At 63.9% G+C, this 13,787-nt stretch carries 15 protein-coding genes; 9 read left to right on the plus strand and 6 right to left on the minus strand.

What is annotated here, in order from left to right:
* Positions 1 to 99: 99 nt before the first annotated feature.
* The gene (locus ACQP1K_RS17640) at positions 100 to 1,341 is read left to right on the plus strand and encodes an RNA-binding domain-containing protein (protein ID WP_433496807.1); all 1,242 of its coding nucleotides are present in this window, start codon (positions 100 to 102) and stop codon (positions 1,339 to 1,341) included.
* 193 nt (positions 1,342 to 1,534) lie between these two features.
* Here ACQP1K_RS17640 and ACQP1K_RS17645 read toward each other — a convergent pair whose 3' ends face one another.
* Positions 1,535 to 1,987, minus strand: coding sequence for a hypothetical protein (locus ACQP1K_RS17645; RefSeq protein WP_433496808.1), 453 nt, complete (start codon positions 1,985 to 1,987; stop codon positions 1,535 to 1,537).
* 139 nt (positions 1,988 to 2,126) lie between these two features.
* Here ACQP1K_RS17645 and ACQP1K_RS17650 point away from each other — a divergent pair, with 139 nt between their 5' ends.
* The 5 genes from ACQP1K_RS17650 to ACQP1K_RS17670 are packed head-to-tail and all read left to right on the plus strand — an operon-like array spanning position 2,127 to position 5,182.
* A complete protein-coding gene (locus ACQP1K_RS17650; RefSeq protein ID WP_433496809.1) occupies positions 2,127 to 2,402 on the plus strand; it encodes a hypothetical protein in 276 nt (91 codons plus the stop codon).
* A complete protein-coding gene (locus tag ACQP1K_RS17655) occupies positions 2,399 to 3,253 on the plus strand; it encodes a DUF2637 domain-containing protein (protein WP_433496810.1) in 855 nt (284 codons plus the stop codon). The genes ACQP1K_RS17650 and ACQP1K_RS17655 overlap by 4 nt, the downstream gene beginning before the upstream one ends.
* Before the next feature lie 12 nt (positions 3,254 to 3,265).
* On the plus strand, positions 3,266 to 4,327 hold the full coding sequence (locus ACQP1K_RS17660) for a toprim domain-containing protein (RefSeq protein ID WP_433496811.1): 1,062 nt from the start codon (positions 3,266 to 3,268) through the stop codon (positions 4,325 to 4,327).
* Positions 4,296 to 4,940: a hypothetical protein gene (locus ACQP1K_RS17665; RefSeq protein ID WP_433496812.1), complete on the plus strand. Its 645-nt coding sequence runs from the start codon at positions 4,296 to 4,298 to the stop codon at positions 4,938 to 4,940. The genes ACQP1K_RS17660 and ACQP1K_RS17665 overlap by 32 nt, the downstream gene beginning before the upstream one ends.
* Positions 4,941 to 4,966: 26 nt before the next feature.
* A complete protein-coding gene (locus ACQP1K_RS17670) occupies positions 4,967 to 5,182 on the plus strand; it encodes a superinfection immunity protein (RefSeq protein ID WP_433496813.1) in 216 nt (71 codons plus the stop codon).
* Positions 5,183 to 5,234: 52 nt separating this feature from the next.
* Here ACQP1K_RS17670 and ACQP1K_RS17675 read toward each other — a convergent pair whose 3' ends face one another.
* Positions 5,235 to 6,032 (minus strand): hypothetical protein, encoded by a 798-nt coding sequence (locus tag ACQP1K_RS17675; protein WP_433496814.1) that lies wholly within the window; start codon positions 6,030 to 6,032, stop codon positions 5,235 to 5,237.
* On the opposite strand from ACQP1K_RS17675, the gene ACQP1K_RS17680 reads away from it, so the two are divergent.
* Positions 6,031 to 6,312, plus strand: coding sequence for a hypothetical protein (locus ACQP1K_RS17680; protein ID WP_433496815.1), 282 nt, complete (start codon positions 6,031 to 6,033; stop codon positions 6,310 to 6,312). The two genes, ACQP1K_RS17675 and ACQP1K_RS17680, sit on opposite strands and share 2 nt — an antisense overlap.
* A gap of 355 nt (positions 6,313 to 6,667) precedes the next feature.
* Entirely contained in the window at positions 6,668 to 7,525 is an 858-nt protein-coding gene (locus ACQP1K_RS17685; protein ID WP_433496816.1) for a hypothetical protein, read from the plus strand.
* Here the strand turns inward: ACQP1K_RS17685 and ACQP1K_RS17690 are convergent.
* The 4 genes from ACQP1K_RS17690 to ACQP1K_RS17705 form a co-directional block, all read right to left on the minus strand.
* Positions 7,478 to 8,263, minus strand: a complete 786-nt coding sequence (locus tag ACQP1K_RS17690; RefSeq protein ID WP_433496817.1) for a DUF6461 domain-containing protein — start codon at positions 8,261 to 8,263, stop codon at positions 7,478 to 7,480. The genes ACQP1K_RS17685 and ACQP1K_RS17690 overlap by 48 nt on opposite strands.
* Positions 8,232 to 8,699, minus strand: coding sequence for a NucA/NucB deoxyribonuclease domain-containing protein (locus ACQP1K_RS17695; RefSeq protein WP_433496818.1), 468 nt, complete (start codon positions 8,697 to 8,699; stop codon positions 8,232 to 8,234). The genes ACQP1K_RS17690 and ACQP1K_RS17695 overlap by 32 nt, the downstream gene beginning before the upstream one ends.
* 695 nt (positions 8,700 to 9,394) lie before the next feature.
* Positions 9,395 to 11,026 carry a UvrD-helicase domain-containing protein gene (locus ACQP1K_RS17700; protein ID WP_433496819.1) on the minus strand — a complete coding sequence of 544 codons (1,632 nt, stop codon included), beginning with the start codon at positions 11,024 to 11,026 and terminating at the stop codon, positions 9,395 to 9,397.
* Positions 10,996 to 13,026, minus strand: coding sequence for an ATP-dependent nuclease (locus tag ACQP1K_RS17705; RefSeq protein WP_433496820.1), 2,031 nt, complete (start codon positions 13,024 to 13,026; stop codon positions 10,996 to 10,998). Before ACQP1K_RS17705 ends, ACQP1K_RS17700 begins: the two co-directional genes overlap by 31 nt.
* Positions 13,027 to 13,370: 344 nt before the next feature.
* On the opposite strand from ACQP1K_RS17705, the gene ACQP1K_RS17710 reads away from it, so the two are divergent.
* Positions 13,371 to 13,589, plus strand: coding sequence for a hypothetical protein (locus ACQP1K_RS17710; protein WP_433496821.1), 219 nt, complete (start codon positions 13,371 to 13,373; stop codon positions 13,587 to 13,589).
* The last annotated feature ends 198 nt before the right edge of the window (positions 13,590 to 13,787 follow it).

A 13,787-nucleotide genomic window follows, 5' to 3' on the forward strand; every position in this document is an offset into this window, starting at 1 on the left:
TGTAGTACACCGTCCCGCACCTTCCTGGCTGTGCGGGGAGTGTAGCGTCGACGTGCCGCATACCTGGGAGGCCCAGGCGGGTCCGGAGAAGGAGGCCAGATGGGCAGTGAGTCTGCCACCCATGATCGGCTCGCCGAGCTTCTTGCCTCCTATCCGAAAGCACATACCAGGTTGGCCCTTCGGCAGGTCGACGACGGCTGGCAGCTCGATCACGCGTACGTCACCCTCAATGATCCTTCCCGGCCAACGGAGCCGCGGCGCTGGCGATACGCCGCCCACCAGTTCCTCGACCAACCCCTGTCGGGGAGGCTGTTGGCAAACCTGCTAGGTGGCGAGCCGCAGCACATCGATGGACTGCTGGTCACGCCTTCCGAGGCGGTCGCGAACGCGTTGTTCGAGCGCCGGCCCAGCCACCGACCATGGGTTCCAGTCACGCTGCCGTGGCCAGTCACCGAGTGGACGATCAGCCGGGCCGGCAACCAGATCCCTTCGCGAACCGATCTGTTGATCGGCGCTGGCCCCTCGTTTCTCAACCCTGATGCGGCGTTCGCCGCGTTCATGTACGGTGCCGCGTCTCAGACGATCAGCCAGTCGCCGCTGTGGCGCGTGCACGTGATCCATCCCGAGGCGTACCTGGACCGGGTCACGGTCCGGCCAGACTGTCTCATCGTCGACGTCCGTGGGACAGAGGCCGCTGGCACCGCCTTACAGCTCAGCTCCCCCACCACGGACACCTGCCGCACCGTCGGCCGGCGTCGCCGGATCCGGTTTTCGCTGCCCAACGGTATTCCCGACCACTCTTTGCTGGTCCTGCGACGCAGCGACGAACAGCTCGACTTCCGCTACTTGACCTACCCGGGCCCAGGACGTGTGCCGGACCAGTCTGTGGTGTGGGAAGAACCTGGAATTGGCCTCCAGCTATTGATCAATACTGGCGAAGGGCCGCAGGTCGAGTTCAAGGCCCAGCTGCCCGACGGCAATAGCGACAACGCGCGGCGCACGATGCTGAAGACGGTCGCGGCGTTCGCCAGCGGCGCCGGCGGCACGATCCTCTTCGGCGTCAGCGACGACGGCATGGTGACCGGTCTCGACCCGGCGACCTTGGATCGGCAGCGCGACCGACTGGTCAACATGATCAGGGACCTCGTCACCCCCGATCCCCCGTACAGCATCCGGATCGAGGAGATCGGCGGGCTCCCAGTGCTGGTCCTTGAGGTTCAGCCCGGCCGGCGAGGCGGGTACGCCCTGTTCCCCGACAAGCCTGAGTTCTACGTTCGCCGTGGCGCAACCACGTTCCGGGCTCGAGTCGAGGACATAGCCTCCGCATACGGACATTTCTGACCTTGCCACCCTTGGCCCGTCCGGCGAGGGGGTTAACGCGTGGCGAGCTACTGAGTGGGATTTCCTCCAGCTGGCGACTACCCCGGACGCCTGCTCGTCGCCGCCATGCGCGCCGCCCTCCAGTACCCGCAGCCGAGCCCAAGCCCTGGGCTCAGTGAATCACTAATGCATCGGCGAGCGGAGAAGCCGCAGGTCAGGGTTGGTGGCCGCCGGAGGCTTGGCCGCGTTCGAGGCGGGCGGCGCTGATGATGAAGTTGGCGACGATCTGGCGTCCCCCGTCGGACATCTCGGCCAACGCACGCAGGGCCTCCCGGTTGAGGCCCGACTCGCCGATTAAGGAGGACGCGGTCACCTGGTCGGCGCTGGCTTCGGCCCCCTCGTCGTCACCGAAGTAGCCGATCGGCACGCCGAAGAACTTCGCCAACGCCTTCAGCGTCTTGAGCTGAGGGTTGTCCGACCTCCCCGTCCGCAGCTTCCAGATCGTGGTCGACGACAGATCTTCGCCCGTCGCCTCGGAGATCACCGCTGCGGCCTCGAGATTGTTCTTCGGCGGCCGGCTGCCCGCCGGCCAGCGGTTCTGGATCAACCATTCGATCTTTTCGGCGAGGGACCGTGTGGTGTTCGCCGTGCTCGGATCGTCAGCCACTGCTCACCACATCAACTTCGAGCGACACGCGCCCTGCTTCATCACTTTTAGTTGACAGATGGTGACGCAGAGTGCCTATTCTGTGCTCGTCATCAACTTCAGTTGATGGAGTCCGCCTCTCCACGCCCGAAGGTTACCGATGCCAGCCACACCAATGCGAGCACCCGACGAGAGCGCAGCGCGCCACCAAAGGCTCGTTCGACTCGGCCTGGAGGTCAGCCGCCACCGACCGGCCCGGCTGATCCGCCGCCCCAACGGCCAGTGGGCACTCACGGTCGGCGCCGAAACCGTGTACTGCGCCGGAGCCGAAGGCGTCTACGCCTATGTCACCCACCACGGCCTGATCCTCTCCCCCGCCAACGACGAGGGCATCCTCCGAGCTGCCACTCACCTGGCCGGAGGTTGCACTCGGTGACCCGCAGCCTGCCTCATGCCGTCGCTCTGGCCGCCTGCGTCGTGGCACCTCTTGTAGTCGCCTTGGCCGTGCTGGGCGGGATCGGCTCGTTCGCCACGCTCCACTCCCTGGCCGAGCCGTGGTTCGGGTCGTATGGCTGGATCGTGCCAATCGGGATCGACGTCGGCATCCTGGCCCTGCTCGCCTGGGACCTGCTGATGGAGTTCGCCGACCTGCCCTGGCCAGTCCTGCGCTGGGTCGCCTGGGCGTTCATCACCGCCACCGTCGTCCTCAACATCGCCGCCGCCCACGGCGATGCGGTCGCCGGTCTCATGCACGCCGCGATGCCCGTCCTGTTCGTCACCGTCATCGAGGGCATCCGTCACCTCATCCGCCGTCTGGTCGGCCTGGCCACCGGCACCCGCCGCGAACGTGTCCCGCTGTCGCGCTGGATCCTGGCCCCGGCGTCCAGCTTCCTGCTGTGGCGGCGCATGGTGCTGTGGAACATCACCAGCTACCCCCGCGGTCTCCAGCTCGAATACCTCCACCTGCAGGCGATCTCCGACCTCCACCAGACCCATGGCCGGTGGCTGTGGCGCTGGAAGGCACCCCTGTCCGAGCGCATCGCCGTACGGCTTCAGCTCGCCGGCGCCGCCTTCCCCGCCGCAGTGCCCGCACAGGCCGAGCAGCCAGACGGCGACGAGCAGCTCATTCGGGCCGCCCAGGCGATCGTCTCGGAGGCCGAACAGCGCGGTGTACGGCTCAGCCAGATGGACCTGGCCGCCCAGCTCCGCGCCCAGGGCCATCGCATCGCCAACGAACGGCTGCGCTGGCTCGCCACCACCATCGGGCTCCGCCGCGAACCCGTCTGAGGACACGCCGTCATGCTCATCGCCATACACCGGCACGCCGAGCGCTTCTACCAGGCTCACCTCGGCGGCAGCTGGGTCCCGGACTACCTGCGCAATCGCGGCTTCGACGTCGACGTCCAGCGCCAGTGGCGTATCGGCTACGCCCCCAATGAATGGCGCGCGCTCACCCGGCACCTGCGCCGCCTCGGCTACACCGACACCGCCATCGAAGCCTCCGGCCTGTCCCGGCGAAGCACCCGCGGCATGCTCATCGACTTCTTCCGCGACCGGGCCATGTTCCCAATCACCAAACGAGACGAGACCACGATCGCGTTCATCGGCCGTAGCCGCGACAAGGAGCCGAAATACCTCAACAGCCCGAACACCCCCATCTACACCAAGGGGCGGACGATGTTCGGCCTGCACGCATTCACCCCCGGCACAACGCCCGTGATCACCGAAGGTCCACTGGACGCCCTCGCCATCACCGTCGCCGGTCGCGGCCACCTGGCCGGGCTCGCCTTGTGCGGCACCAGCCTGACCCCCGACCAGGTCAAGACGCTGGACATGGCCCACGACCTGCGTGCTAGCGGTGTCCTGGTCGCCTTCGACGGCGACCGCGCCGGACGATACGCCGCCGCGCGCGCTTACCCGCTGCTCAAAAGCGCCGGTATGGCCGCGGCCCTCGTCCTCCCGACCGGCTGGGATCCGGCCTGCGTGCTCGGCGACGCCGGGGCGAACACACTCTCAACGCTGCTGCGCGAGCAGGTACGTCCGCTGGCCGACCTGGTGATCGACGCGGCCATCGAGCCCTGGCAGCGATCTCTCCAGTACCCCGAAGGCCGCATCGGCGCGCTCCGTGCAGCCGGCGCGGCGATCGCCGCCATGGCACCCCATGACGTGGCTCGGCAGGTGGCCCGAGTCGCGGCCTGGCTCAACTTCGACCACGCGACCGTCACCGAGACCACGGCCGACTCGGTCACCGCCCGCCTGGTCATCACCGACTTCCCGGTGGCGCCCACATCCGGCGGCACGGCCGCGAGATCCATGGAAAGGAGATCAGATGGAAGACCACTACGCGGACCCACTCCCTGAGGCGGCGGCCTACGGGTTCCAACGCGCCCTGCAAATAGCCCCGGCGGCTGTGACGACGGCGCAGGTCCTGCTGCAGATGAAGACCCAACGCCTCCGCGAGCAGACCGAACGGCAACGTCAGGCGGCCGAGACGCTGCACGCTCAGGAGCGGGCCGAGCATCACACGGCACGGCTGCAATGGTTGCCCGCCAACAACCCCGCCTGGCTGCGCAGCGCCGACCTCCTGCAGGTGAGCCGCGCCTGGGGAGCCGCCATGCCGTACGCGGCGCACGACCCAGGAGCCGAACGGGCTCGGTTGAAGTGCGAGGAACGACTCCGGCAGGTCCATCCCTACGGCATGAACCGATACGACCGGCTCCGGGCAGACGGCCTCAACCCTGCCGACGCCATGCGGCAAGCCGCGCCGTTCTTCGCCCGCGAGCCGTCCCCTCGGACCGGCCACCTGGCACCTATACGCAAAGAGCTCCCCGCAGCCGTGAAACTCGCACAGCAGGACTTCCCCCACTCGATCAACGACGCCGTGTGGGCGAACCGGTCCGGGATGACGGCGGCGGCGACAGCCGCACCCGCATCGACTCAGAGACAGCGACCTGCACTGAATCGCAAACAGTGACGACTCGATAACGGAATGATGCGAGCATGGACGCTCTGGCGAACAGCATCGTCTTCTGGATCGGACTGATGCTGCTGCTCGTAGTGGTGTTCCTCCTACCGACCATCATCGGTGTTTTACGCAGGGTTGAGAACTTCGCCCTGCTTTTCGCCCTCAACTGCCTCGGCGAGCTGACCTGCATCGGCTGGCCGGCCGCGCTGATCGCGGCGTTCCTGCTCCCCAGGCGCCAAGACCGCTGGTGACCACCACTAACGAGCCGATGTGGGTGCAGCTCTTCTGCAGTGAGCTGATCGGTCAGGCTGTGAGGGTGTATCGGTCCTGGTGACGGATTTGATGGACGCGTTGGTGCTCGCGGGCGAGGTGATAGCGCCAGTAGGCTGCGAAGTCTCCGCAGGTGATCAGCGCGCGGAGTTTCAGGATGGCTTCGGCACCCGGTAGGCCCCAGCGGGCGCCGGTGATGTCGAGGCGGTCGCCGATGAGGTGGCGGCAGGCTCCTTCGATGACGCCGGTGGCGATCGGCCAGCCGGCCTCCAGGGCGTGGTCGTAGCGCAGGAATTCGGCGTGGCCGGTCAGGTAGCGGATGCATGCGTCGATGCCGCCACGCTGCTGGGCGGTCAGGCCGGCCGTGGCGGCCTGGGCGTCGAGGGTGGCCACGACGTGATCGAGGTGACCGGCCAGCAGGGCGAGCGCATGGGCGGCGACCCAGTCCTCGGCGGCCGGATCATCGGTGGCATGCAGGCACCACGCCGCTTTCCACAGGTATTCCAGCACGTGGATCAGGTCAATGACGATGTGGATCCGTATGTCGCGGCGTTCGGCTTCGCCGCGGATGAGATCGAGCTGGTGGCGGGCGCCGTCGACCAGTACCACCCAGGCCCGCGCGTGAAGGGGGTCACGGGCTTCGGCATGGTCGAACATCTTCGCGATCACCTCGCCGGGGCCGGCGGCCGCTGATCCGTACAGCCACTTGCTCTCGACCTTGGGTCCGGGCCGCAGCGGCCGGTGCCCGTGCCGTCCGCCGGGAGGTGCGATCACGTCATGAGGACGGCGTGGTGCGGGCAGGGCGTCGTAGACCAGGGCGAGGGTGACCATGCGTTTACGGCAGGATTTCTCCCCCGAGGCCAGACGGGTGCGGAAGGTGCTCGTTCGGCGCTCGGCCGCTTTGGCCGTGGCCGGCCGCAACGCCTGCGGTCGCATCACCACCCGCGGAGAGGACCACAAGCTCCTCGCTGGTGCGCGGGACCGGCATCTGCTGGGCGTAGAAGCCTGCACCGCCGCCACGGCGGCTGAGATCGACCCCGACCGGATCAAGTTCCTGGGCCCGTCCGCATCGCGCCCCTCGGTCACCGACCGCGCGGCCTTTTCCCCCTGAGCCATCCGACGCCTCCTAGACTCAAATCCTCTACCAAGTCGCGCACCGGCGGAACGTGAACCCTCACCGCCGCCACCGCTCCTACCCACGAGGCGTCAAACGCTCTCGCAGGAGCAGCTACCGTGAGCGGCGCCCCTCTGACAAGGGCATCCGGTACGCGGGTCCACCGACCGTCGCGCTCTTGCCCACACCCTCAGCCGCCCGGCGATAAACATGATCAACTGCTATCTAAACGGCATTGGCGACATGGCCGGGGCCGATGATGCCCCGGCAGCTCGCGCCGCACGGAGGCCCGTGACCTCGCCGGCGGCGATAATCAACGGGCCGGAGTGCACGCCGTGGCTAGGGTTTCGGCATGTCTGAACTAGAACGGCTCCACTGGCAGCTGAACGTGTCCTGGTCCCTGCTGTCCCTGCACCTGGAGCAGGTGACCGATGAGGAAGCCCTGTGGGAGCCTGTGTCGAACTGCCGGAACGTCCGTCAGAAGACGGACGGGAGGTGTGCGGCCGACTGGGCCGTTCCGGAGCCAGAACCGATCCCGGTGTCGACTGTCGGGTGGGTAGTTTTCGGCAGGCGCAAGGCCGACCTGCGCTACCACGTGACCGGGCACACCCAGCTCCGCTTGAGATACAAGCGATCGGTCGACGCGATGGCCACCCAATGCGGCGACCTGGTCACGCAGGAGACCGACAGGGGTGGCTCGGACACCAACACCCGCGCCGCGCTGGAGGCGATCGCCCATCTCGTGCACGGCGTTCCCGACGATGTCGCCCGCGCCCTCGACGGCTGGGTGCGCCAGGCCTGGCAGGTTCGCGACATCGTCGAGGAGGACCGCGGGGAACCGCTGCGCGCGCTGCGCGGACAGCTGCCGCCGGCGTGCCCGTACTGCAAAACCTTCAGTCTGCGCCTGGTGCGGGGCCTACGGCCGGGCGCGGTGCGCGAACCGCGAGTGCGTCGACCCCCACGGGACGGCCGGTCGGCCGAATTGACAAGAACCGGATCACCGGACGCGCCATGCTGGTCTGGGCCGATGGCCGGACCATCTACTGTGAGGAGGCGCCGTAATCATGGTTATGGCTTCAAGTGTGCCGTGCCGCTCCGGGTCTCCTCCATACTTCCTGTAGACGGCGTAAAGCTCCCGAGATTTATAATTTATAAAGGAAATCTATGGAATGATATAATATTCGTGGATTCGGCTTTCAAGCCAGGCTAGGCTTAGTCGATGGCCAACTATTCGAAACGCGACTTCCAGATATGCGGGAACCGGAAGGGACTCTAAGATCATCCCGTCTGAAGGTTCTTGGAGTGCCACTTCGCTATCCGCGCTAGCTGGTTCTCGGATTGGTAAATCAGATAGGAGATGATCCAACGCATGTGGCATGTCGCCGTGGTTCTCCCATGGATCTACGCCGATTGCAGTAATAATTCTCCCGTTGCATGACCAATGTAGTCGAATGCCGCGATTGACATTACTGAACACATTTACAACGTCTCTCTCGCCTATGGATAAAGCTTGAATGGTTTCTGGAATTGATCCTCTCCACCCGTTCGGCTCGACCATCACCAAGCATCCTTCCGAGGGTCCGCAGATGACAACTCCTCCGCCTTCGTCTTGAAGGTCATAGTCCTCCCAGTACAGATCGGCGCCCTGTTGATACGTGACCGATTGACCGGAGTTGGAATCCGCTCCGAGCAGCGTAACGGCATCCTCTATTGCGATGTGACCAGGGTTGATCCATGTTATGCACATCGCATCGGCTGGTCCGATGTGCTGGAGCAACTCTAGGTTCGCTGCCGCCAACTGCGCCGACCAATGTGGCGTCGAAGCGCTACCCATAAATTCCCTGCCTCGGATTAGTTCCTGTGGCCGATAGCCGGACGACCTCGATGAGTACGAGGCCGCCCGAACATCACAGCGCTTAGTTCTTGATGTGAACTCGGAATGGATCATTGTTAAGAATGCGGTATCGCGCGTAGAAGGTTCCCAGATCCGACCCAGCAGATCTATTCTGAGTCAAATTAACGTATTTAAGTGAGAAGGCGTATTTGGTGTTGTAGCTAGTGGGTCTTTCCTGTGTGCTGTTGAACGGGTATTGGAACGCCTTGTCGAGCACCTCGGTCACATGGTCGAGAATGGCACACGGCCGCAGTGAGGAGTCGGCCTCAGTCAGCCTTGCGAAGACATCGACGTCCTTGACGCGGCGAATGGACACGTGGCGTTTGTATGAGCCGATGAGCAGCGGGGCGACGCCGAGCTTCCGCAGCTTTTCGTCGGCCTCCAGCACCTTGGACACCTGCTTGTGCGCGTCTTCCGCGTGCTTGGCATCATCGCCAGGCTCGATCGCGCTTAGCGCCTCACGAAATTGAGTGGCGAGCGTCGCCATCATGATCCTTTCCTTCTGGAGGTACATCGCCGGCGGTAGAAGCCGCCCCGCCTTGGGGCGCTCAGCCCTCGGGCTCTCGAGCCGGGCTCCGACGAGCACCTAGGGGAAGGTTAGGAGGCATCGCCGACAAATTGCTGCCTCTTTCCGCTGGAATCAGCATTCCAGGATCAGACAGACACGCCGCGCCCCTTACGTTGTAGATCTCGCCCAGTCATTCGGGCCTCTTCGTTTGAACATGTCGGTTGACGACGGCCCGTGCACAGGTGGAGCCCACGGCAGCCTGCGGTAATGATGGGTATCGGACTGCCAGCAACTGACGGCTCGTCCGAGCAACAAATGAGCAACGAGAAGCAGAAAAGCCGTGATCACTCTCTTGTGATCACGGCCCCTGACCTGGTAAAACTCTGTCGGGACGGCGGGATTTGAACCCACGACCCCTTGACCCCCAGGCAACCCAACAGGCCAGCCTGGACGACAACAAAGCCGCTCTGAGCTGGGAAAACAATCCCTGATAGTCCGGCAGCGTTCTCTCAGGTCCGGGGGCGTTGTCACTCAGTTGGTCACTCAGAAGGCCTCGTCGCCCTCGGCTCTCGGCCAGTTTCAGGCGTCAACTGGCGGAACCCTCCGGCCCTCGTTGTGGGCACCCACTTCGTGATCCTCGGTCATACCTTGATCAGCCTGCCTGGACGGCCTCCTTGTCAAGGATGGACGGTTCCTCCAGCGAACCAGGTACGGGCCGTATGCTCCGCTGCTGGGGACAGATCACTCAAGAAGACGACGGCGAGTCGGTTCCTAGCGCGGGAGCACGAGACGTAGAAGAGGCTCCTCGTACGGTGGATCCTGTCCTTCGTCCCGAACGGGTCCGCCAGCATCTCATTCATGCTGTACATCGTCCACGCCTTATCGTCGATCACGACCACGACGTCGTCGAACTCCGCGCCCTTCACACCATGTTGTGTGGCAAGAGGGGTTTGCCCGTTCATGTAGAGGCCGTAGGCGATGGCTTGTACGTAGGGCAGAGCAAGCACGGTACGGGCAAGATCTACCCTACGTTGAGCGCGACTGTCGAGGTCCTTCGCCATGATGCTGCGCTCTCTCGCCTTAATCTCCGCCGACTTGTTCAGCAGGCCGAGCTCCTGGGCCTGGTCGAAGACCGCGCCGACGGTCATGGTCGCGCGTGAGGCCACCATGCTCTGCAGCGCCCGTGAGATCCTGCCTTTGTCCTCATGCTTGGTGATCTTTATCTTCTTGGTGGCGAGTAGCCCGGCCAGCAGTGTGGGGTCCTCAGAGTCGAAGGCAGTACAGAGAGCTTCGATGTCAAGCATGTGGCAGGCGAAGGGATCGGTACCGTCGTGCAGGCTATCCAGCCGATTGGCCTTCCGGTAGGCATCAAGAAGGTCGGGGTAATCCAGATCGCGAGCGATTGCCCGGTGGGTGAGAAAGAGCTGTTTGGAGGATTCGCGAGGCCAGCCTAGGCCGTCGAGCCGGCCGAGCGCCGAGCTCAGGCGTGCCTCCTTTGGGACGTCCCGCTGCAGGAAGAGCCGGACCTCCCCGCTGCGAGGCAGGCCGATGGGCTTCTGGACGAGGTCGGGCCGTACCGCGTTGAGAACATCGATGATCGACTGGGCTGAGCGCCGGTTTTCGTCCTTAGTGATACGTAGGAGGTCGGGGTATCCCTTAACCTCGCCCACGCCCGTCCGGTAGATCTTCTGCATCGAGTCGCCGAACAGTCCGACGGTGCATCCACGGCTGCCGGCGCCAGCCAGATGATCGAGCAGGACCTCCACGGTCAGAGGAGAGGTGTCCTGATATTCGTCCACAAGGATGTACGGGAACCGGTCAGCGATGATTCGTGCCAGTTTCGGTGAGCCGGACACGAGTCGGTGAGACAGCGCCAAGACGTCGTCATGTGAGATCCGGCCCTCGGCGAGGTTGCGACCCAGTTGGACGTACCTGATCGGAACATTCGACGTCAGCGACTCCAGATCCTGGGGGTCGTCGGACTCGTCGTTCCTCGCGATGAGCGCCTCGCGCAACGGATCTTGGAACCGTTCGATCTCCGCCCAGAGAAACTCATGGATCGTTGCGACGAGGACAAGCGGGTCGGCGCCAACCCGCTCGCGGATCTCATCCTTCGCTACGTTCGTGTAGGTGATGCACGCGACCCTGCCACCGGTCCGCTCCAGGTCTGCGCGGCGCTCGGTGAGCAGATGGCGCAGCGCCTGAACGAGCGTGTGGGTCTTCCCGGAACCCGCACCTGCGTCGACCAGAAAGCTGCGCCGCTCGTCCAGCGCGGAGATCACTTGTTCGGCGACGTCGCGATCAGCCACTGCAGTCCCTCGGCGATGTATCGGGGAACGGTCCAGCCGTCCAGCATGAGGATGTCGAACGCGAAGTCGGTCTTTTTTCCGTTTAGCGACGCGGCGATATCGTAGGCGTTCTGGGCGATTTCCTCGGAAGTGACGGGCGCTTGAAGATGTTTTTCGAATGAGTGCCTGACTGTTAGCTGGTCGAGGTATTTGGCCAGGATGTCGGCGTTTGCGAGGATGAAGGCTTCTTCAAAGCTCCTTCCGCAGGCTTGTCCAGGTTCTTCGGCCACCTGATAAGCCAGTCGCACACGGTCAAAGGTCCGCTGCTCCTCGGTGGCCGCGAGCAATGCATCGATCTCCGTCAGATGAGGCAGCCAACCCTTAATGGCGGCGTTCGACGTGACGGCACCTTTGGTATCCGTTCGACAGGCCTCGTAGTTGGTTGCCAGCTTCCCGTTCTTGTCTGTTTTCTGGATCGGTTCGACGGAGTCCACATCCGTAATGACCAGTGTGCGTACACCTAGGAAGGCCAAGAGTTCACGGAAACGGTAGGCGTAGGCATCGCCTACCTCAACCACGGAGACATATTCGCGGCGGAGTTGATCGGCGCAATTTCTGATCATTGCCGGCATGAGGAGCCGTTCGGTAGTGCCCTCGATTAGAACGACGCTGTCAGCGAAGAACATGTCACATCGGTGCAGGACCATGTACTTGGCGAGAAAACGCAGTGTCTCTTCGGCGGGTACAGGTTCCGTCGTGTGACGGAACTCCGCCAGATCCTTGACCACGAGCTGCGGACCAGTGCAGTCGAAGTAGCGGACAGCTTCAAAGTGGCCGCTGGCGACAATGTGCGAGGAGTGCGTGGTCACGATTACCTGGACGCCCTCCGCAGCCTGTTCTTCCAGAAGGTCCCTGACCCCCCGGACGAATACCTCCTGCATCTGGGGATGGAGATGGGCTTCCGGTTCCTCTAAGAACAGGAGGCTCACAGCCGGTTTGGGCGACGCGCGCCGATGAGACTCCAGGAAACTGATGACCTGTAGGACGATGAAGGCCAGCTTGCTGTAACCGAGGCCGTTGTGCCCCTCGGGCAACTGCCGGCTGCCGTCGCCGTCGGCATAAGTGATGCGTGTGGTGTTCTTGACGATGGACACCGGGTCGAGTTCGGAGACTAAGCGGGGCTGCTGGCCGGGGCCGAAGATCCCGTTGCCGAAGGTGTTCATCAAGGTGAGAACAGGGGTGAAGATATCGTCGTAGCTGCTGTCGAGTCTCTTGGCCATCGCCGCGAGAGTGTTCTCGAACTTGGCGACGATCGCATGCTCGTCCTCATGATATGTCTCGATGAACTTCTCGAAGGTCCGTGACAGCTTCCTGGTTCGATCGGCCGAGACGTCGTCGAACTTCACCTGGGCGAAGACGAACATCGCCGAGACGATCTGTCTCGCCGTCGAACGTTCGATGGGGACGCTGACCTCTGAAGCCGCGCCCGTCCCGATCGCATGAAATGCCACATGGAAGTGGCGCTGAAAATACTTCGCGAGCTGCTTATCATCGGCTTTTGTCTTGCTGATGCTGCTGAGAAAGTCCAGAGCGCTTCGCACCTCGACCCGTGCTTCGAGCTCGGCCTCGTGACATTCCTCAGAAAGATCGACAATCACCGCGCTGATCGAGGAAAGATCCTCGTCCTCCTGGTAGGAGATGGTCAGCCGGAGCCGGATCTCCGGCAGTAACCCGACCGCCTGGTCGGTCAGCACGATGGCCCGCGCTGGGTCTGATTCTCTCAGACGCTCGGCCTGACGGTACTTGCGTGCCGCCAGTTTGAGGTCCCTGATCCGGGAGGTCGGCAGATCATCCAGCGTAAAACGCGGACGCTCACCGCCAAAGAATCTCTCAAATAGTTCGACGAACGAAGTCTTTCCGCTGTTGTTCCTTCCGACGATGAGCGTGGCTTGGTCATCGATGCGTACCTTCACACCTTCGAGCGCACGGAAGTTCGTAACTTTTGCGCATACGAGTCGCATATCTGTCCTGTGGGGGTTTCCGCTCGGCCGTCATCGCCCGCTGGGCAGCCGATCCTCTAGAGAAGTATGCGGTGAAGGAGGTACAGGAGAGGCCAGAACTCCAAAGTTACCTGCGAGGCCTGGGCATCTTCCCGGCATTGGGGATCTTCGCTGCGCGGGTCTTGCCCATCTGGGCCTGAGCTCTCGGTAGACGTCCTCGCGGCCTGGGGCGAGGCCGCGTATCCGGGACCTGCCTGCCATGGTGATCACCTGACCTGGGTGGTTAACGGCGCGACGTAAGCGCACGGGCCTGGAACCATGCGTTCGGATTCACCGTTGGGCGATCGAACGAGGAGGTAGCAGTCATGAGTTTTCGACCGAACCCGAACCTGCAGGCCGAGCTACAGAAGATGCTGGCGCCGAAGATGAAGGCTTACCAACAGGAACTGAACGAGGTCCTGCAGGAGCTCGCTGGCAAGCCGATGGACGAGATCCACCAGGCGCTCGTCGACGTGACAGAGCGGCACGGGATCAAGCCCAACGTCGAGCAGCTGCGCGAACTCGTCGAGCAGCACGCCGGCTAACACACGTTCCATCCCCCCGGCTGGTGTTGCGCGGTCTCCCTACTGTGGCAGGGGCCGACAGCCTGCGCCCGTGCTGGGGGTCGTCGGGGTCAAGCCCGCGGCGTACGAGCTCGCGCCGGCCGAGGGGGTAGTGGTCGGCGTGCACGCTGGCGGCCTTGCCGCACAGCGTGCACGCCGGATCTCGGTGGAGCACCGCGC

The organism is Sphaerimonospora sp. CA-214678, assembly GCF_050942215.1.
In the GTDB taxonomy this organism is placed as follows: Bacteria; Actinomycetota; Actinomycetes; order Streptosporangiales; family Streptosporangiaceae; genus Sphaerimonospora.